The sequence below is a fragment of the Bradyrhizobium sp. Pha-3 genome (assembly GCF_042258615.1).
In the GTDB taxonomy this organism is placed as follows: Bacteria; Pseudomonadota; Alphaproteobacteria; order Rhizobiales; family Xanthobacteraceae; genus Bradyrhizobium.
The window spans coordinates 1,517,172-1,534,990 of record NZ_CP170152.1 but is presented as its reverse complement, the minus strand read 5'-3'; the positions used below and the strand labels follow the sequence as shown (position 1 = coordinate 1,534,990).

General features: G+C 66.0%; 14 protein-coding genes. 6 read left to right on the top strand and 8 right to left on the bottom strand.

The genetic code is table 11. The features are described 5' to 3' along the window. Positions 1-14 precede the first annotated feature (14 nt). The 3 genes from ACE10Z_RS07085 (at position 15) to ACE10Z_RS07075 (ending at position 5,984) form a co-directional block, all read left to right on the top strand. Positions 15-1,505: a sigma-54-dependent transcriptional regulator gene (locus ACE10Z_RS07085; protein ID WP_375787298.1), complete on the top strand. Its 1,491-nt coding sequence runs from the start codon at positions 15-17 to the stop codon at positions 1,503-1,505. Positions 1,506-1,808: 303 nt separating this feature from the next. Further along, the gene (locus ACE10Z_RS07080; RefSeq protein WP_375787297.1) at positions 1,809-4,124 is read left to right on the top strand and encodes a L,D-transpeptidase family protein; all 2,316 of its coding nucleotides are present in this window, start codon (positions 1,809-1,811) and stop codon (positions 4,122-4,124) included. Between the two features lie 264 nt (positions 4,125-4,388). After that, a complete protein-coding gene (locus tag ACE10Z_RS07075; protein ID WP_375787296.1) occupies positions 4,389-5,984 on the top strand; it encodes a DUF882 domain-containing protein in 1,596 nt (531 codons plus the stop codon). A 35-nt stretch (positions 5,985-6,019) separates the two neighbouring features. On the opposite strand, the gene ACE10Z_RS07070 is transcribed toward ACE10Z_RS07075, so the two are convergent. The 3 genes from ACE10Z_RS07070 to ACE10Z_RS07060 all read right to left on the bottom strand — a co-directional run bounded on the left by ACE10Z_RS07070 (position 6,020) and on the right by ACE10Z_RS07060 (position 8,674). Next, complete coding sequence (locus ACE10Z_RS07070) at positions 6,020-7,783, bottom strand: adenylate/guanylate cyclase domain-containing protein (protein ID WP_375787295.1); 1,764 nt, start codon at positions 7,781-7,783, stop codon at positions 6,020-6,022. 140 nt (positions 7,784-7,923) lie between these two features. Further along, positions 7,924-8,196 carry a DUF2312 domain-containing protein gene (locus ACE10Z_RS07065; RefSeq protein WP_029085502.1) on the bottom strand — a complete coding sequence of 91 codons (273 nt, stop codon included), beginning with the start codon at positions 8,194-8,196 and terminating at the stop codon, positions 7,924-7,926. 175 nt (positions 8,197-8,371) lie between these two features. Beyond that, positions 8,372-8,674: a DUF1244 domain-containing protein gene (locus tag ACE10Z_RS07060; RefSeq protein ID WP_176533687.1), complete on the bottom strand. Its 303-nt coding sequence runs from the start codon at positions 8,672-8,674 to the stop codon at positions 8,372-8,374. Between the two features lie 197 nt (positions 8,675-8,871). Between ACE10Z_RS07060 and ACE10Z_RS07055 the strand changes: the two genes are divergently transcribed. After that, positions 8,872-9,480 (top strand): DUF1036 domain-containing protein, encoded by a 609-nt coding sequence (locus tag ACE10Z_RS07055; protein WP_092123478.1) that lies wholly within the window; start codon positions 8,872-8,874, stop codon positions 9,478-9,480. Beyond that, positions 9,477-10,913 carry a pyruvate kinase gene (pyk, locus tag ACE10Z_RS07050; RefSeq protein ID WP_375787294.1) on the top strand — a complete coding sequence of 479 codons (1,437 nt, stop codon included), beginning with the start codon at positions 9,477-9,479 and terminating at the stop codon, positions 10,911-10,913. Before ACE10Z_RS07055 ends, pyk begins: the two co-directional genes overlap by 4 nt. 139 nt (positions 10,914-11,052) lie before the next feature. On the opposite strand, the gene ACE10Z_RS07045 is transcribed toward pyk, so the two are convergent. Both ACE10Z_RS07045 and ACE10Z_RS07040 read right to left on the bottom strand, forming a co-directional pair. Next, the gene (locus ACE10Z_RS07045; protein ID WP_016841620.1) at positions 11,053-11,481 is read right to left on the bottom strand and encodes an OsmC family protein; all 429 of its coding nucleotides are present in this window, start codon (positions 11,479-11,481) and stop codon (positions 11,053-11,055) included. A gap of 84 nt (positions 11,482-11,565) precedes the next feature. Next, complete coding sequence (locus tag ACE10Z_RS07040) at positions 11,566-12,240, bottom strand: TetR/AcrR family transcriptional regulator (RefSeq protein ID WP_176533690.1); 675 nt, start codon at positions 12,238-12,240, stop codon at positions 11,566-11,568. A 409-nt stretch (positions 12,241-12,649) separates the two neighbouring features. Between ACE10Z_RS07040 and ACE10Z_RS07035 the strand changes: the two genes are divergently transcribed. Continuing rightward, on the top strand, positions 12,650-14,152 hold the full coding sequence (locus tag ACE10Z_RS07035) for a hypothetical protein (RefSeq protein WP_375787293.1): 1,503 nt from the start codon (positions 12,650-12,652) through the stop codon (positions 14,150-14,152). 2 nt (positions 14,153-14,154) lie between these two features. Here ACE10Z_RS07035 and ACE10Z_RS07030 read toward each other — a convergent pair whose 3' ends face one another. From ACE10Z_RS07030 to tilS, 3 genes are all read right to left on the bottom strand, one after another. Next, positions 14,155-14,568: a DUF3052 domain-containing protein gene (locus ACE10Z_RS07030; protein WP_375787292.1), complete on the bottom strand. Its 414-nt coding sequence runs from the start codon at positions 14,566-14,568 to the stop codon at positions 14,155-14,157. Between the two features lie 12 nt (positions 14,569-14,580). Next, positions 14,581-16,503, bottom strand: coding sequence for an ATP-dependent zinc metalloprotease FtsH (gene ftsH / locus ACE10Z_RS07025; protein WP_097676103.1), 1,923 nt, complete (start codon positions 16,501-16,503; stop codon positions 14,581-14,583). 259 nt (positions 16,504-16,762) lie between these two features. Next, the gene (gene tilS / locus ACE10Z_RS07020; RefSeq protein WP_375787291.1) at positions 16,763-17,797 is read right to left on the bottom strand and encodes a tRNA lysidine(34) synthetase TilS; all 1,035 of its coding nucleotides are present in this window, start codon (positions 17,795-17,797) and stop codon (positions 16,763-16,765) included. Positions 17,798-17,819 lie beyond the last annotated feature (22 nt).

The following is a 17,819-nucleotide window of genomic DNA, read 5'->3' as shown; positions in this document are numbered from 1 at the left end:
GTGCGGGGAAAACCATGGCTGCCACCATTTTGATCGCCGATGATGACGCAGTACAGCGTCGTTTGGTTGAAAACATGGTGCAGAAGTGCGGCTATGAGCCCCTCGTCGTGGACAGTGGCGACGCGGCGGTAGCGGCCCTGACCGCATCCGAGACGCAGGCGATCGATGCCGTCGTGCTCGACCTCGTGATGCCGGGCCTCGACGGTCTCGGAGTCCTCGCAAAAATTCGTGAAGCTGGTTTGAACGTCCCGGTCATCGTGCAGACCGCGCATGGCGGCATCGACAATGTGGTGTCGGCGATGCGCGCCGGTGCCCAGGATTTCGTTGTCAAGCCGGTCGGCTTCGAGCGGCTGCAGGTGTCCCTGCGCAACGCCCTCAACGCGTCGGCGCTGAAGGGCGAATTGCAGCGCATCCGCCACAGCCGCGAGGGCCGGCTGACCTTCTCCGACATCATCACCCGCAGCGAGGCGATGGCCGGGGTGCTGCGCACGGCGCAGAAGGCTGCATCCTCGACCATCCCGGTGCTGATCGAAGGCGAGTCCGGCGTCGGCAAGGAACTGTTCGCGCGCGCCATCCACGGCAGCAGCGAGCGCAAGGCCAAGCCGTTCGTCGCGGTGAACTGCGGCGCGATCCCGGACAATCTCGTCGAATCGATCCTGTTCGGCCATGAGAAGGGCGCCTTCACCGGCGCCACCGAGCGTCACCAGGGCAAGTTCGTCGAGGCCCATGGCGGCACGCTGTTCCTCGACGAGGTCGGCGAATTGCCGCTGGCCACGCAGGTGAAACTGTTGCGCGCGCTGCAGGAAGGCACCGTCGAGGCCGTCGGCGGCCGCAAGCCGGTCAAGGTCGATGTCCGGATCATCTCGGCAACCAACCGCAAGCTGCTCGATCTCGTGAAAGCCGGCCAGTTCCGCGAGGACCTGTTCTATCGCCTGCATGTGCTGCCGCTGACCATCCCGGCGCTGCGGCAGCGGCGCGAGGACATCCCGCATCTGCTGCGGCATTTCCTGGCGCGATTCTGCGCCGAAGAAAACCGCAACATCACCGGCATCAGCGGCGATGCGATGGCGCATCTGGCGCAGCTCGATTGGCCGGGCAACATCCGCCAGCTCGAGAACACGGTGTATCGCGCCGTGGTGATGAGCGACGGCGACCAGCTCGGGCTCGCCGACTTCCCGCAAGGAGCGACGCACCCGGTGCCGGAAGGCAAATCGTTGCAGAGCGAGCCGCTGGTGGTGTCGCCGTCCACGGCGCCCGCCATGATCTCTGGTAACGAAATACCGGTCACCTCTGCCCTGCCCACGGCGGGTGGGCTGTCGATGCTCACTGCCGCAGGCGAGGTGCGCCCGCTAGAAGATCTCGAGAACGAGATCATCCGGTTCGCGATTTCGCATTATCGCGGCCAGATGTCGGAGGTCGCGCGCCGCCTCAAGATCGGCCGCTCGACGCTCTACCGCAAGCTCGACGAAGCCGCGGCCGGCACGCGCACAAGCGACGCCAGCTAAACCTGAGCCGACAAGACAATACCAGGGAACCTTTTGAACCGTGTCCCGTCGGTGACAGACAAAGGCTGTGCCGCGTGGCAAAAACGCACGGCCCGAGCGAAATCAGCTGCTTCGAGGTCAGTTTGTCGTGAGTTGCCCCGCAAGGCGCTGGCTGCATAAGAGGGGCAAATGTATCGTCTGCGTTAGTTGCGTGCAGGCATACGAGTCGTTTGAGAAGCCGGCGCTTTCGCGCAAGCTATGAAACCGAATACCGATTTGAACTGTTCCAGACTCTGGGGGCAGTTCCACCCAGGGGGTGCGAAAATGCGTGACTGTTCGAACAACCGTCGAGGATTTGACCGCGTGTTGATGGCCGTCGCGGCGACTTTCCTCACGGTGTCCGCGAGCTCGGCCTTCGCGCAGGACACGACTCGCTCCAGCGCCTCGGAACTGGCGATCGACGCCGCGATCCCGCGCCCCGAACCGGCCAATGTGCCGCCACCCACCGCAAGCGATTTCAAGGCCGACACCACCGCCGCGCTGCCTGACGCAGCCAAGCCGACGGACGTGAAGCCGGCCGAGGTGCAGGCCACCGAAGCCAAGCCTCTCGATGCCAAGCCTGTCGAGGCCAAGCCTCTCGATGCAAAGCCGGCAGAACCGAGCGCGACGGCAAAGGCTGTCGAGCCGAAGCCCGCCGATGTCGCCACCGCGCCGGCGACCAAGGCTATCGATGCGCCGAAGACCGATACAGCGGTCGCGCCGGCTGCCGCCTCACCCGCCCCTGCAACCGCAACGGCGCCTTCCGCAAGCCCCGCGCCCGCAACGGCCACGGCGCCCGCTGCAGCTCCGGCTCCCGCGACGGCCGCTGCTCCGGCGACCGAACCCGCAAAGGCCGCAAGCAACGTTGCCGCCGAGGATCAGCCGGTCGCCGACAAGCTGCGCGAGCTGCTCGCCAACAAGTCGCTGCGCACCTTCGATCGCAAGAACGAGCGCGCCGCGGCCGAGAAGTTCTATTCGGCGCGCGAATATGCACCCGTCTTCACCAAGGCCGGCAAGCTGACCGATGCCGGCAAGGGCGTGATCGCCCGCCTGAAGGATGCGGCCGCCGACGGCCTCGATGCATCAGACTATCCGGTGCCGGATTTCACTGCTGCGACGACGCCCGATGCGCTGGCCGACGCCGAGCTGAAGCTCGCGGCCAGCATGCTGGACTATGCACGGCAGGCCCAGAGCGGCCGCATGCACTGGTCGCAGGTGTCGGCGGACATCCTCTATCCGGAACACCCGATCGATCCGGCGGAAGTGTTCACCAATGTGACCTCGGCCAAGGACGCCTCCGCCGCGCTCGACGGCTACAACCCGCCGCAGAAGCTCTACAAGGAGCTGAAGAAGAAGCTCGCCGAGCTGCGTGGCCAGGGCGACGGCCCGGTGATCACGATCGCCGACGGCCCGACGCTGAGATACGTCCCCGCGCGCAAGAAGCAGGCCGCGGTCGAGATGGACGATCCGCGCGTGCCGGACCTGCGCAACAAGCTCGGTGTCACCGAGGATGCCGACAGCACCAAGTATGACGCGACGGTGGCGCGCGCCGTGGAGAAATTCCAGAGCAGCGTCGACCTCAAGGCGACAGGCGTGCTCGACGAGCGCACGGTGAAGGCGCTGAACAACCCGAAGCGCGACCGCCAGATCGACACCGTGCTCGTCAACATGGAGCGCTGGCGCTGGCTGCCCCGCCAGCTCGGCGCGGCCAATGTCGGCAATGCCTATGTGATCCTCAACATCCCGGACTACACGCTGAAGGTGATGCAGAACGGCGCGCAGGTCTGGACCACGCGCGTCGTCACCGGCAAGCCCGGGCAGCACGCCACGCCGCTTTTGACCGAGACGATGAAGTACATCACGGTCAACCCGACCTGGAACGTGCCGCCGTCGATCATCTACAACGAGTATCTGCCGGCCCTGCAGCAGGATCCGACGGTGCTGCAGCGCATGGGCCTCAAGCTCGAGCGCAACCGCGACGGCTCGATCCACGTCTCGCAGCCGCCCGGCGAAGCCAACGCACTCGGCCGCATCCGCTTCAATTTCCCGAACAAGTTCCTGGTCTATCAGCACGACACGCCGGACAAGTATCTGTTCGCGAAGGATGAGCGCGCCTTCAGCCACGGCTGCATGCGCGTGCAGAATCCGGATCAGTACGCGTCCGTGCTGCTCAACATCACCGAGCCGAACCAGCACTACACGCCGGAGCGGATCCGCAGCATGTACGGCTCGAGCGAAGTCGATCTGAAATTCCCGACGCCGATCCCGGTCAACATCACCTATCAGACCGCGTTCGTGGACGACGCCGGCAAGCTGCAAATCCGCAGGGACATCTACGGCCGCGACGCCGCCATGCTGTCGCTGCTCAAGAACAGCCGCGGCAAGGATCTCGAAACCGTGGTGGCGCATGCCCAGCCGAGCTACGCGCGGCCGCCGAGCAGCAGCCTGCCCCCGGGCGTTAACGTCGCCGGTGACAACAGCGGCTTTGGCTCCTCCGGACCGAACTTCTTCGAGCGCCTGTTCGGTGGATTCGGCCAGCCGGAGCCGCAGCCGGCCCGCCGCGGCCAGGCCCAGCAGCAGCGCCGGGTGATCACCCGCTAAACTGCTTCTCCGCCCGATTGCGATAAATTTTGAAGCAAAATCAACGATCTCGCTCAAAAAGCGAGATCGTTTACGTTAACCATTTCCCTTGGGGTCCAGGGATCAGGGCTATCTTTTGCCACACTCGCCCAGTTAGTTAAGCCCAACTTGGGGGCGGGTCGGTAAACCTCGGTTAACCCTCCCGCTTTAAGAAAGCGTTCACCGTCTTCCGCAGGGGGTCTGCGAGGATGCCGACCGAACGCTCGTCGACTGGGTGGGCTCATAGTGCTGGCTGTTTTCGCACGCCGCTACAATCCGCTGTCGCTGCCTAAGGCCGGGTACCAAGTCGGCCTGACCGCGCTATTGCTGTTGGCGGGTGCAGGTTCGGTGCACGATGCGACGGCGCTGAACCAGACCCGCACCCTCTCCTTCCACCACACCCATTCCGGCGAAGACCTCACCATCACCTTCAAGCGCGATGGCCGCTACGACGAGGCCGCGCTGAAGCAGCTCAATCACTTCCTGCGCGACTGGCGCTCCCAGGACGAGACGGTGATGGACCGTCATTTGTTCGACATCCTCTGGGAAGTCTATAACGACGTCGGCGGCAAACAGCCGATCCAGATCATCTCCGCCTATCGCGCCCCTGCCACCAACGCCATGCTCCGCCGCCGCTCCTCGGGCGTTGCGCGCCACAGCCAGCACATGCTGGGGCATGCGATGGACTTCTTCATTCCCGGCGTGCCGCTGGAGCAGATCCGCTTCGCCGGCCTGCGCCTGCAGCGCGGCGGCGTCGGCTTCTATCCGACCTCGGGCTCGCCCTTCGTGCATCTCGACACCGGCGGCATTCGCCACTGGCCGCGGATGACCCGCGAGCAGCTGGTCCGGGTGTTCCCCGACGGCCGCACCGTCCATGTTCCGACCGACGGCACGCCGCTGAAGGGCTATGAACTCGCCAAGGCCGACATCGAGCGCCGCGGCAATGGCGACGATGCTGCGACCATCAGCAAGCCGACCCTGTTCGCGAGGCTGTTCGGTGGCGGCAAGTCGGGTGACGACGAAGACGAAGGCGCGGCCGCCGTGAACGACAAGCCCGCTGCCACCGTGGTTGCGGCCGCGGCCCCTGCGAAATCCGCCGACCCTGTTCCGCTGCCGCGCGCCAAGCCGCAGCAATTCGCCGCCGCCATCCAGCTCGCCGCCGCCGACGCGCAGCTCGTCCCGATGCCGAAGGCGAAGCCGGCGGTGCAGGTGGTGCAGACGGCCGAGAACACCGCGCCGCAATCGCCCGCCGACATCATCAATGCTCGCGGCTTCTGGGGTGACGAGTCCGCGGCGCCGAAGCAGGCATCGGCCGCGCAGATCGCCGCGCTGAAGGCGCGTGAGGCAGTCGGCGGTTCGGATCCGCAGACCACCGCCAGCACGGCCGAGAATTTCAACAAGGCGCTCGCTTATGCGCCGGCTGCGTCCTCACCGGTCGATCGCGCCAACATCGTCGCTGCGACCGCGCCGATCCCGCGCAATGTGCGCCCGGCGCGCAATGCGGCGGCGCCGGCCACCGAAATCAACACCGTCGTTGCGAAGGGCACCCCTAGCCAGGGCGTGATCACGACGTCGGCGCGGATCTCGGCCGCCAAGGGCAACGACATCTGGATGCGCGTCGTGATGCTGGCGCCGAGCGCGAGCAGCGGCATGCTGACCACGGTGCTTGGCGACACCGACATGAACATGATGCGGGCTCACTTCGTGAAGCCGCAGGCCGCCGTCGCCATGACCTTCTCGGAAGATCCGATGATGGGCATGACTTGCGATCACTTCTCGGGCTCGGCGACCGCCCTCCTGACGACCCAATCCTTCGTGCTGCGCACCGCCTCGCTGCGCTGAACCTCCGCCGCCGACAAGATCATTTCATCGGCCGATCAGGCCGGCAGCCCTGCCTTGAGCAGGCCGGCCTCGTAGCGCGCCCGGTCTGGCTCGCGCTTGTAGTGCTGGGTTGCCAAATGCCCGGCGACCGAGAAGCTCGGCTCGCGCTTCATCACCTCGGCGGCGTGGGCTGTGGCCGCCACCGCGTTGCCCATCTGCGCCAGCGTTGCGGCGAGGAAGGCGTGATGGGTGTGGTCGGGCCGCGTGATCCGCGAGAACGCCTCGGCCGCGTCGGCGTATTTCTCGGCACAGTAGCAGGCCCGGCCGAGATGACTCCAGAACCGCTCCGGATGGAACGGGTTGAGGCGCATCGCCCGCTTGATCCAGTCGATGCCCTCCTCCGGCCGCCCGAGCCAGGTCAGGAGTTCGCCCTGCTGCACGACGACGAGATCGTAGTTGGGATTGAGCGCGAGCGCGCGCTCCTGGTGGAAGGCCGCCTTGTCGTGGTCGTCGCGGTTGAGGTTCAGCGCGGCGAGGATCCGGTGCACGTCGCTGTCGTTGTCGTCGAGCTTGAGCGCGATCTCGAGCTCCGCGGCCACCTGCGCGAAGGTCGCGTCGCGATCGTCGCACCAATTGTAGACCCAGGTCTGCCCGAGCACGCAGGCCCGCCAGGCGTGCGCATGGGCGTAGTTGGGATCGAGCACGATGGCCCGCTCGAGCAGGCGCTGCGCCTCCGCATTGTCGTCGCGCGCCGAGCGATGATGCAGCACCTTGGCGGCGAGCACGCACTCATAGGCCGCCATGTTGTCGGTCGGCTTGCGCTTGACGCGGTCATGGGCGGCGGCCTCGACACGGCCCGGCAAGGTCGACACGATCGCACGCGTCATCTCGTCCTGGATGGCGAAGATGTCGGCGAGTTCGCGGTCGTAGCGTTCGGCCCAGACGTGCCGGTCGGCCTCGGCATCGATCAGCTGCACCGTGACGCGGATCCGGCCGCCTGCCTTGCGCACGCTGCCTTCCAGCACATAGTCTACCGCGAATTCCTTCGCGACGTCCTGCACCTTCACGGCCTTGCCCTTGTACACGAAGGTCGAGTTGCGCGAGATCACGAGCAGATCGTGGAAGCGCGACAGCTCGGTGATGATGTCCTCGGTGAGGCCGTCGGCGAAGAATTCCTGCTCGGGATCGCCGCTCATATTGACCAGCGGCAGCACGGCGATCGAGGGCTTCTTGGCGACGACAGGGGCGGCCGCCGCGCTCGGATGGTCGGTTGCGGATCTGGCGCCCGATTCGAGATGGATGCGGAAAACCCGGATCGGTCGCGCGATGTTCTTGACGGTCTGGTCGCCGAGATCCTCGAAGCTCAGATCCTCCAGACGATCGCCGACCTGATCGCGGACCGCGCCGGAAATGCAGATGCCGCCGGGTTCGGCCAGCACCTCGAGGCGGGACGCGACATTGACGCCATCGCCGAAGATGTCAGCGCCGTCGACGATCACATCGCCGAGATTGATGCCGATGCGAAACTGCATCCACCGCGCCGGCGCGACGTCGGCGTTGCGCTTGGCCATCCGGCGCTGCACCTCGGCCGCGCACAGCACCGCATCGACGACACTGTGGAATTCGACCAGCAGGCCATCGCCGGTGGTCTTGATGATGCGGCCGCGATTCTTGGTGATGGCCGGATCGATCAGTTCGATCCGATGGGTCTTGAGGCGCGCAAGGGTGCCCGTCTCGTCAGCCTCCATCAGGCGGCTAAAGCCGACCATGTCGGCGGCGAGGACCGCAGCGAGCCGACGCTCTGGTCCTGGCACGTCCATCTGAACGCTCTGCCCGGTTACCTCACCGGCAGTCTAGCAAATCCCGGGATTGCACCCAAGCCTCGAGAGAGGCTCGCGCAGGCCTTAGGGAGTACCTTGGGCGGGCAGCTTGACGACGCCAGGCCGGCCCGCCCGCCGCCTCAGAGCATCCCGAGCGCCTGCATATAGGTCTCCAGGATGGTTTCCTGCTCCTGGCGCTCGTTGGCATCCTGCTTGCGCAGGCGCACGATGGTGCGCAGCGCCTTGACGTCGAAGCCGTTGCCCTTGGCTTCGGCATAGACGTCGCGGATATCGTCCGAGATCGTCTTCTTTTCCTCTTCCAGCCGCTCGATGCGCTCGATGATGGACTTGAGCTGGTCCTTGGCAAATCGCGTTGCGGGTTCATCCTGAACGGCGGCAGACGTGGTGGCCATCGCGTACTCCTGAAATGGCAATGAAATGTCGCGCGAATACGCGCCACGCGCACCGCTTGTTGCGGGGCGACCCTCGATTTTGGAGCACGTTCCGTCAAGGAAACATCGCGCTCATCCACAGCGCGCCCACAGGAGATGCTGACGGCCCCGGAACTGGCGTCACATCAATCGGGAATTAATGCCCGCTTTGAGCCTTCTTCATCGCCGCGAGTTGCTCCGGCGTCGCGCCGCCCTGATATTTCGCCTTCCACTCCTCATAGGGCATGCCGTAGACCGCCTCGCGGCTCTCGTCCTTGCTCACGGCAAGGCCCTTGGCGTCCGCCTCTTCCTTCATCCAGTTGGACAGGCAATTGCGGCAGAAGCCGGCGAGGTTCATCAGGTCGATGTTCTGCACATCGGTCCGGTTGCGGAGATGATCGACAAGGCGCCGAAACACTGCGGCCTCAAGTTCCGTTCTGGTTTTGTCGTCAATGCTCATGATCGTGATCCCGGTGTGATGCGCTCACCATATTGATATCAGGTGGGAATTGTCACAGATTTTGCCATATCGACGCGCAATACGGAGCTGTCCGGCCAAACTTGCCACGGTCCCGCAGCGTGGCAGACGGGCGCCCGTCCGTTGACAGTGCCTGCCGGGCACGCGAAATCGACAATGATTTGATATAGCTTCGCCGCATGAGCCCAACAGATTCTCTCGCCTCAGCTCCCCGCACCATCCGCCTGATCCTGGCCGGCATCCTGCCGGTGCTGGCGCTTGTCGCGGCATGCCTGTGGACGAGCCCGGCGGCCGCCGATTTCCGGCTCTGCAACAACACCTCGAGCCGGGTCGGGATCGCGCTCGGCTACAAGGATGCCGAGGGCTGGACCACGGAAGGCTGGTGGAATGTGTCGTCGCGAACCTGCGAGACCTTGCTGCGCGGCAATCTTGTGGCGCGCTACTACTACATCTACGCTCTCGACTACGATCGCGGCGGCGAATGGTCCGGTCAGGCCTTCATGTGCTCGCGCGACAAGGAATTCACCATCAAGGGCACCGAGAATTGCCTGGCGCGGGGCTTTGACCGCACCGGCTTCTTCGAGGTCGACACCGGCGAGCAGCGTGCATGGACCGTCCAGCTGACCGAAGCCAACGAACAACAGCCGCAGAAAGTGCCGGGAATGCCGGGCGGCGTGGCCCCGGGAAGCCCCGGGGCAATGCCGGGCCTGCCCAACCCGCCGCCGGGCGCAGCGCCTCCGGGCGCGTCGGGCCTGCCGCCAGCCGCACCGCCCGGAAACAAACAATGAGACGACTGCGCCGAATCAAGATCCTCGCAACGCTCGGCCCGGCCTCCTCAGACAGCGCGATGATCCGCAAGCTGTTCGAGGCGGGCGCGGATGTGTTCCGCATCAACATGAGCCATACCCCGCACGACAAGATGCGGGAGCTGGTCAAGACCATCCGCAATGTCGAATCGAGCTACGGCCGGCCGATCGGCATCCTGGTCGACCTGCAGGGGCCGAAGCTGCGGGTCGGCGCCTTCGCGGAAGGGTCGACCCAGCTCAAGAACGGCCAGAGCTTCACGCTGGATTCGGACAAGACGCCGGGCGACAACAGCCGCGTCCAGCTCCCGCATCCGGAGATCCTTGCCGCGCTCCGGCCCGGCCACGCGCTGTTGCTCGACGACGGCAAGGTGCGGCTGATCGCCGAGGAAACCTCGCCCGACCGCGCCGTCACGCGCGTCGTGATCGGCGGCAAGATGTCGGACCGCAAGGGCGTCAGCCTGCCCGACACCGACCTCCCGGTCTCCGCGATGACCCCAAAGGACCGCGCCGATCTCGAAGCCGCGCTGCCGGAGGGGATCGACTGGGTCGCGCTGTCCTTCGTGCAGCGTGCCGAGGACGTGATCGAGGCCAAGAAGATGATCCGCGGCCGCGCCGCCGTGATGGCCAAGATCGAGAAGCCGCAGGCGATCGACCGCCTCGCCGACATCATCGAGGCGTCGGACGCGCTGATGGTGGCGCGCGGCGATCTCGGCGTCGAACTGCCGCTGGAGCGGGTGCCGAGCCTGCAGAAGCAGATGACCCGGATGGCGCGGCGCGCCGGCAAGCCGGTGGTTGTCGCAACCCAGATGCTGGAGTCGATGATCCAGGCGCCGGTGCCGACGCGCGCCGAGGTCTCCGACGTCGCCACCGCCGTCTACGAAGGCGCCGACGCCATCATGCTGTCGGCTGAATCCGCCGCCGGCAAATTCCCGGTCGAAGCGGTCTCGACCATGAACCGCATCGGTGAGGAAGTGGAGCGCGATCCGACCTACCGCGGCGTGCTCAACGCGCAGCGTGCCGATCCGGAGCCGACGGTGGGCGATGCCATCGCCGATGCCGCGCGGCAGATCGCCGAGACGCTCGATCTGTCGGCGATCATCTGCTGGACGTCGTCAGGTTCGACCGCAATCCGGGTGGCGCGCGAGCGCCCGAAGGTGCCGGTGGTCGCGATCACGCCGAATCTCGTCACCGGCCGCAAGCTGGCGGTGGTGTGGGGCGTGCACTGCGTGGTCGCCGAGGACGCGCACGATCTCGACGACATGGTCGATCGGGCCGGCTCGATTGCGTTCCGCGACGGCTTTGCCAAGGCCGGCCAGCGCGTCATCATCGTCGCCGGCGTGCCGCTGCGCGCGCCCGGCACCACCAATATGCTGCGCATCGCCTCGGTCGGCCCGAACGGCGACGCGCAGCTGTAGATTCTTGTTTCGACGCGTTTTCTTCACGCGAACCGGTGCCCACCCCGCATCAAGTGCGGGGCAGGCTTCGCTCGAAAACGCGCTAACCCGCCGCGCCGGGCCACGCATCAGCGTGGCCACAATGCTGCGCTCCAGACTGTCAGCCCTGCAACGACGCGTCGAGCGTGATCTTGGTGTTGAGCAGCTTCGACACCGGACATCCGGCCTTGGCCTTGCCCGCCAATTCCTGGAACGTGGCGTTGTCGGCGCCCGGGATCTTCGCCGACAGCGTCAGATGCACTGCCGTGATGGCGAAGCCGTCGGCGACCTTCTCCAGGGTCACGTCGGCCTTGGTCTCCATGTGCTCGGCCGTCAGCTTGGCTTCACCGAGGATCAGCGACAGCGCCATCGTGAAGCAGGCGGCATGCGCCGCGCCGATCAGCTCTTCGGGATTCGAGCCGGGCTTGCCCTCGAAGCGGCTGGCGAAGCCATAGGGGTAATCCGAGAGCGCGCCGCTCTTGGTCGAGATCGCGCCCTTGCCGTCCTTGATGCCGCCCTGCCATTTGGCCGAACCATGGGTCGTCGTCATGTGTTGCTCCGTGAGGTTGGTTGAACCCAGCCCGCAAAGCTACAACGCCAATGCGACAGAAGTGTTCGCCGCGCAGCCGCGATCTCAGGCCCCGACCAGCGCCTTCGCCGGGGTCGTCGCCTGCACGACGAGTCCACGGGCACGCGCGTCCATCACGCCGACCGCGCGCAGCGCGAGCAGCGTCACGGTCTGCACCGCATCGCGCAGCTTGATCGGATCGTCCAGATTGGCCGGCGCGAGCGGGCCGACCAGCGCTTCATGCAGCGCGCCGAGCAGGGCGGTGGCGGCCAGCGCCGTATCCTGCGCCGGCAGATGTCCGGCGCGCACGGCAGCGTCGATGCGCATGGCAAGCTCGCCGGAAATATCGCGGCGGCTGGCGAGGCGCGAGGCAGTGACGTCGACATCGACCGGCTCGGCCAGGATGCCCCAGGCCAGCTTGCGCTGCGACAGCACGTGGACCGCAATCGTCGTCACCGCAGCGGCCAGCGCCGATGACGGTCCGGGCGCGGCCTCTGCGGCGCGCCGGATCGCGGACAGCTCGTCGCGCGAGACCTCCGTGATCAATTCCGAGATCAGCTCGGCCTTCGACGGGAAATAGCGATAGACAGTACCTGCCGCGACATTGGCTCGCACCGCGACGGGTGCGATCTGGACCGCGGCCATGCCGCCCGCCGCCGCCGCGTCCCGCGCAGCCGACAGGATGGCGCTGCGCCGGGCAGCCAGCCGTTTCACGACCTGATGTGTTCGCCGGTAGACCATGGCGTTCCGTCCCCCACCGTGTGCCCTAGCCGGCGCCCACCGGCAGAACACACGCGTCTTCAATGTTTTGAACGATTGATCCCGCAACCGTCTGAAGGAGTGAACATCTATTCAGACTGAATGACAAGCTGGAATTGTAAGGATTTTGCGACGGCCGCGCGCCACCTCCGATTGAACTGGCGACCCTCCGGCCGACGGAAGCGCGGCGCCAACGGCACACGGGTTCGGGTGGGGCTTGCGATGGTAAATCGCGCACTAAGATGATCACTCGAAATCGAGACATCCGATCTCGCGCAGACCCACAACATCGCGATCGCATTTACCCGAATTTATCGGAAGCCGTGGTCGAGTGCGCCCGACGTCGCGTTGTGGCGTTGCCTCGATGTCCCCGGCCGAGCCAAGAAAGCGCATGTCACTCTCCATCACCAGCAGCGTGAGCAGCCGTAGCGCGATGCGAGGACTGGTGCCGCTGTGCGCCGCCGTCGGCGCTTATCTGTTCTATCTCTCCGCCGGTGAGATCCTGCTGCGCGATTCCGATACGGAGTGGCAGATCAAGGTCGGACAGTGGATCCTCGAACACGGCGTGATGCCGACATCAGACGTGTTCTCGTTCACCCGTTTCGGCGAGCCCTGGATCTCGAGCTCGTGGCTGTCGCAGGTGGCGTATGCCCTCGTCTACGGCGGCGATTGGGCCGGACCGGTGATCCTGACGTCGGTCGCGATCGGCGCGACGGTCGCGATCTTCCTGCATCTGCTGAGCCCGTATTTCGATCCGGCGCGCGCACTCCTGATCGCGGCGCTGGCGCTGCTGCTGTCGACGATCCACTTCTTCGCGCGGCCGCATGTGCTCGCACTGCCGGTGCTGCTGGCGTTCATCGGCGGCCTGATGTCGGCCGCGGATCGCCGCACCCATCCGTCATGGTGGCTGCTGCCGCTGATGGCGCTGTGGGCCAATCTACATGGCGGCTTCGTGCTCGGCCTGGCGCTGATCGGGCCGATCGGACTGGAGGCGGTGTGGAGCGCGGAGCCCAGCCGCCGCCGTCAGCTCATCGTGCGATGGGGATTGTTCGGCGTCGCTGCGCTGGCCGCGAGCTGCGTGACGCCCTACGGCTGGAATAGCCTGCTGGGTGCGACCAAGATCCTCAGCCTCGGCAAGCTGCTGTCGCTGATCGGCGAATGGCTGCCCGCGGATTTCAGCAAGCCAAGCTTCTTCGAGGCCACGCTGCTCGGCCTGATCGGCGTCATCTGCTATCGCGGGCTGACGCTATCGGTGCCGCGGATCCTGTTGCTGCTCGGGCTGATCTGGATGGCGCTGAGCCATATCCGCAACATCGAGGTGTTCGCCTTCATCGCGCCGCTGGTGCTCGCCAAGCCGATCGCCGAACAATGGGGAATGGCAGGCGTCCGCGCCGCCCGCTTCGAGGAAGGACGCGCCGCCCCCGTCGTCACGATCCTGGCCACTATCGCGATGGTGATCGGAGCGTGGGTGACGACGACAATGTTCGTCGCGCAACACGAGTTCAAATTCCTGCCGGCGTTCTCGCCCGTTGCCGCGGTCGACGTCCTCCAGCAACACAAGGCGCAGCGCGTGTTCAGCACCGCGCCGTTCGGCGGCTACATGGTGAGCCGCGACATGAAGGTGTTCATCGACGGCCGCGCCGAGCTCTATGGCGAGCAATTCGTGCTCGATTATTACGCCGCGCTCGATGCCCGCGACGTCGGTCAGCTGCTGGACCTGCTCGACAAATACCGGATCGACGCCACGCTGCTGAGCTCAGACTCTCCGGCCGGAAACGCGCTGGACCACCTGAAGGGCTGGAAGCGGCTCTACAGGGACGACATCGCCGTCATCCATGTGCGATCGGACGAGACGACGGCCGGCGCCCCGCCGGCGGCAGAGGGTTCGAAATAGCCTCAGCGCTTGCCGCGCTCCTTGACCGGGATCACGAATTTCAGCCCCGACCACACCGCATCGACGGCGCAGACCTTGATGTCGACCAGACCGGACGCGAGCCCGATCTCGCGCACCGCCCTGTCGTCAAGATCGGTCGCGACGCCTGAGCTCTTCTTCGGCCACGACACCCAGATCATGCCGCGAGGTGCGATCGCCTCGCGGTAACGCTGCAGCTTAGCGGCGAGCCCTTTGGCCTCGGCGGCGAACAGATGCACGGCATCGAGCGGCGCCCGCGCGGTCTTCGCGATCCGCACGTCGGCGGGCAGCTCGCCAACGATGTCGCCATAGGGAACGGACAACCCGTCGACAAAAATACAAAAGCCCGGCTTGAGGCCGAGCTTTTGCACAATCGGTTTGCCGGGAGTGCCGGCCATGGCGGGCGAGGCTTACGCCTGCGGCTGCGGCTCCATGCCGGTGTCCGGATCGGGACGCGGGCGCGACTTGCCGGCCGGCGGCACGGCGGAGGCGCGCGGCGTCGACGGCTCGAGCACGGACTCGCGGTTGGGCTTCTTGCCCTTCAGCAGGTCGATGATCTCGTCGCCGGTCAGCGTCTCGAACTCGAGCAGGCCCTTGGCCAGCGCTTCGAGGTCGCCGTGCTTCTCGGTCAGGATCCGGGTCGCTTCCTTGTAGCCTTCCTCGACCAGGCGCTTGATCTCGGAGTCGATCTTCTGGACCGTCGCCTCGGACGCATTCTGGGTACGCGAGACCGACATGCCCAAGAATACCTCGTCCTGGTTCTCGCCATAGGAGACGGTGCCGAGCTCTTCCGACAGGCCCCAGCGCGTCACCATCATGCGGGCAAGGCGGGTCGCCTGCTCGATGTCGGAGGCGGCGCCCGAGGTCACTTTCTCGCGGCCGAAGATCAGCTCTTCCGCGACACGGCCACCCATCATGATGGCGAGGCGCGAGGTCATCTGCTCCAGCGACATCGACAGCTTGTCGCGCTCCGGCAGCTGCATCACCATGCCCAGCGCACGGCCGCGCGGAATGATGGTCGCCTTGTGGATCGGATCGGTCGCGACGACGTTGAGGCCGACGATGGCGTGGCCGCCCTCGTGATAGGCCGTCAGCAACTTCTCTTCCTCGGTCATGACGAGCGACTTGCGCTCGGCGCCCATCATCACCTTGTCCTTGGCCTCTTCGAACTCGGCCTGCGTCACCATCCGCTTGTTACGGCGGGCGGCGGTCAGCGCGGCCTCGTTGACGAGGTTCATCAGGTCGGCGCCCGAGAAGCCCGGGGTGCCGCGCGCGATGGTCTTGAGGTTGATATCCGGCGCCAGCGGCACCTTGCGGACGTGGACCTTGAGGATCTGCTCGCGGCCGACGACGTCCGGATTGGGCACCACGACCTGACGGTCGAAGCGGCCGGGACGCAGCAGCGCGGGATCGAGCACGTCGGGACGGTTGGTCGCCGCGATCAGGATCACGCCTTCATTGGCTTCGAAGCCGTCCATCTCGACCAGCAGCTGATTCAGCGTCTGCTCGCGTTCGTCATTGCCACCGCCGAGGCCGGCGCCGCGATGACGGCCGACCGCGTCGATTTCGTCGATGAAGATGATGCACGGCGCGTTCTTCTTGGCCTGCTCGAACATGTCGCGGACACGGCTCGCGCCGACGCCGACGAACATTTCGACGAAGTCAGAACCGGAGATCGTGAAGAACGGCACGTTGGCTTCACCCGCGACCGCGCGCGCGATCAGCGTCTTGCCGGTGCCGGGAGGGCCGACCAATAGCACGCCGCGCGGAATGCGTCCGCCGAGCCGCTGGAACTTGCCGGGGTCGCGGAGGAATTCGACGATCTCCTGCAAATCCTGCTTGGCCTCGTCGACACCCGCGACGTCCTCGAAGGTGACGCGGCCATGCGCCTCGGTCAGCATCTTGGCGCGCGACTTGCCGAAGCCCATCGCCTTGCCGGCGCCGCCCTGCATCTGCCGCGACAGGAATATCCAGACGCCGATCAGCGCGATGAACGGCAACCAGGAGACGAGCAGCGAGACGAACCACGGCACGTTGTCGCCAGGCGCCTTCGCGGTGATCTGCACCTTGGCGTCATAGAGGCGCTTCACGAGCGACGGGTCGCTCGGCGCGTAGGTCTGGAAGCTGGTGCCGTTGTTGAAGGTGCCGTGAATCTCGGGCCCCTGAATCACGACGTCGCGGACATGGCCCTGATCGACCTCAGTGAGAAGCTGCGAGAACGAGATGTCGGAGGACGACGAGCGCTGGCCAGGATTCTGGAAAAGCGTGAACAACGCCAGCAACAGCAGGACAATGATGACCCAGAGGGCGAAATTCCGCAGATTGGCGTTCATGGTCTTCCTTCGTGGTCGCGCGGATCGCGGCCTCTCTCTAATCCTTGGGCAGGCTCTGTGGGAATCCCCAGGGAATCCATCCCGTCGATGCCCTACAATCTAGGTGCCGCGGGGGTCGATGCCAAGGGAACCGCGCACGACTATTTACCGCATCCTAGCCCGATTCCCGGTCAAAAAATGACGCAGAATCCGGTGTTTTTCCGGGGTGGTTAAGCCTCCTTGCCGGATTATGACAGCGGTTGAAGCAATCGAACCCGGCTCAGCGGGAACGGGGCCGGCGAGGCGGCGCCGGGCTGATCCTGATGCGACCGGAGGCGACGCTGATGACCGCTCCGGCAAGCGTCTGTTTCAGCTTGGATTCGCCTTGTCCCAAGAGCTGATTGACGGCCTCATCGACCGCGGCGAGCAGGGTTTCGATCTTGCCGAGTTCGGCCGGCCCCTCATGTCCGGTGCGATCGACGGCGCGCTTGAGCAAACGGAGGCGGATTTCGTCCGGCATCACCGCGAACAGTGCCGCGTCGAAGCCCGCATCGAGATTATGCTCGCTTTTCAACGCAAGATAGCGCTCGGCGCCGTCGACCAGCACCTCAAGCGCGGCGTTGGCGCGTGCGATCCGCGCGGCGAGTCGCGCCAGGTTCCGCGCGTCGCCGCCCTCCTCCGCGAGCAGCGGCATCAGCGCGCGCAGCCGCGGTCGCGTGAAGGACGGATCGCGGTTGGTCGGATCGTCGGCAAAGCCGATGCGCGCCTTCTTCAGCGTCGCTATCAACTGCGCCTTCGAGATATCGAGCAACGGTCGCGTCAGCATGATGCCGTCGCGCTCGGTCTCGCGCGCCATCGCCGAGAGACCCGCGACGCCACTGCCGCGCAGCATCCGCATCAACAGCGTCTCGGCCTGGTCGTCACGGGTGTGCGCGGTCAGGATATGCGTCGCGCCGTGCTTGCGCGCGGCTTGCGCGAGCAGACCATAGCGCGCCTCACGCGCGGCTGCCGGCAGGCCGGTGCTGGGCTTGGGCCCGCGCCAGCGCAAGGTGTGATGCGGCAGGTCGAGGCTCCGCGCCAGCCGCTTGACGTCGCGGGCCTCGCGGGCCGCTTCAGCACGCAGACCGTGATCGACGGTGACCGCCACCAGCCGCGGTCCCTGCGCGAGCGCGCGGCGCCAGCGCGCGGCCAGCCACATCAGCGCGACGGAATCGGGACCGCCCGACACCGCGAGCACGATCGCCGGCGCGCGCGCCAGGCCTGCGAACAGGCGCTTGGCGTCCCTTGCCGGGATGGCGGATTGGTCGTCGGGCATCACAGAACCAGCAGGTCGCGGA

What these genes read in the sequence shown, in the direction of transcription:
- ACE10Z_RS07045 (WP_016841620.1), bottom strand. Translation starts at nt 11,481, where the DNA reads ATGACGACGACCCATGGTTCGGCCAAATGGCAGGGCGGCATCAAGGAC.
- ACE10Z_RS07065 (WP_029085502.1), bottom strand. Translation starts at nt 8,196, where the DNA reads ATGGCCACCACGTCTGCCGCCGTTCAGGATGAACCCGCAACGCGATTT.
- pyk (WP_375787294.1), top strand. Translation starts at nt 9,477, where the DNA reads ATGAGACGACTGCGCCGAATCAAGATCCTCGCAACGCTCGGCCCGGCC.
- ACE10Z_RS07035 (WP_375787293.1), top strand. Translation starts at nt 12,650, where the DNA reads ATGTCACTCTCCATCACCAGCAGCGTGAGCAGCCGTAGCGCGATGCGA.
- ACE10Z_RS07060 (WP_176533687.1), bottom strand. Translation starts at nt 8,674, where the DNA reads ATGAGCATTGACGACAAAACCAGAACGGAACTTGAGGCCGCAGTGTTT.
- ACE10Z_RS07040 (WP_176533690.1), bottom strand. Translation starts at nt 12,240, where the DNA reads ATGGTCTACCGGCGAACACATCAGGTCGTGAAACGGCTGGCTGCCCGG.
- ACE10Z_RS07055 (WP_092123478.1), top strand. Translation starts at nt 8,872, where the DNA reads ATGAGCCCAACAGATTCTCTCGCCTCAGCTCCCCGCACCATCCGCCTG.
- tilS (WP_375787291.1), bottom strand. Translation starts at nt 17,797, where the DNA reads ATGCCCGACGACCAATCCGCCATCCCGGCAAGGGACGCCAAGCGCCTG.
- ACE10Z_RS07030 (WP_375787292.1), bottom strand. Translation starts at nt 14,568, where the DNA reads ATGGCCGGCACTCCCGGCAAACCGATTGTGCAAAAGCTCGGCCTCAAG.
- ACE10Z_RS07080 (WP_375787297.1), top strand. Translation starts at nt 1,809, where the DNA reads ATGCGTGACTGTTCGAACAACCGTCGAGGATTTGACCGCGTGTTGATG.
- ACE10Z_RS07070 (WP_375787295.1), bottom strand. Translation starts at nt 7,783, where the DNA reads ATGGACGTGCCAGGACCAGAGCGTCGGCTCGCTGCGGTCCTCGCCGCC.
- ACE10Z_RS07085 (WP_375787298.1), top strand. Translation starts at nt 15, where the DNA reads ATGGCTGCCACCATTTTGATCGCCGATGATGACGCAGTACAGCGTCGT.
- ftsH (WP_097676103.1), bottom strand. Translation starts at nt 16,503, where the DNA reads ATGAACGCCAATCTGCGGAATTTCGCCCTCTGGGTCATCATTGTCCTG.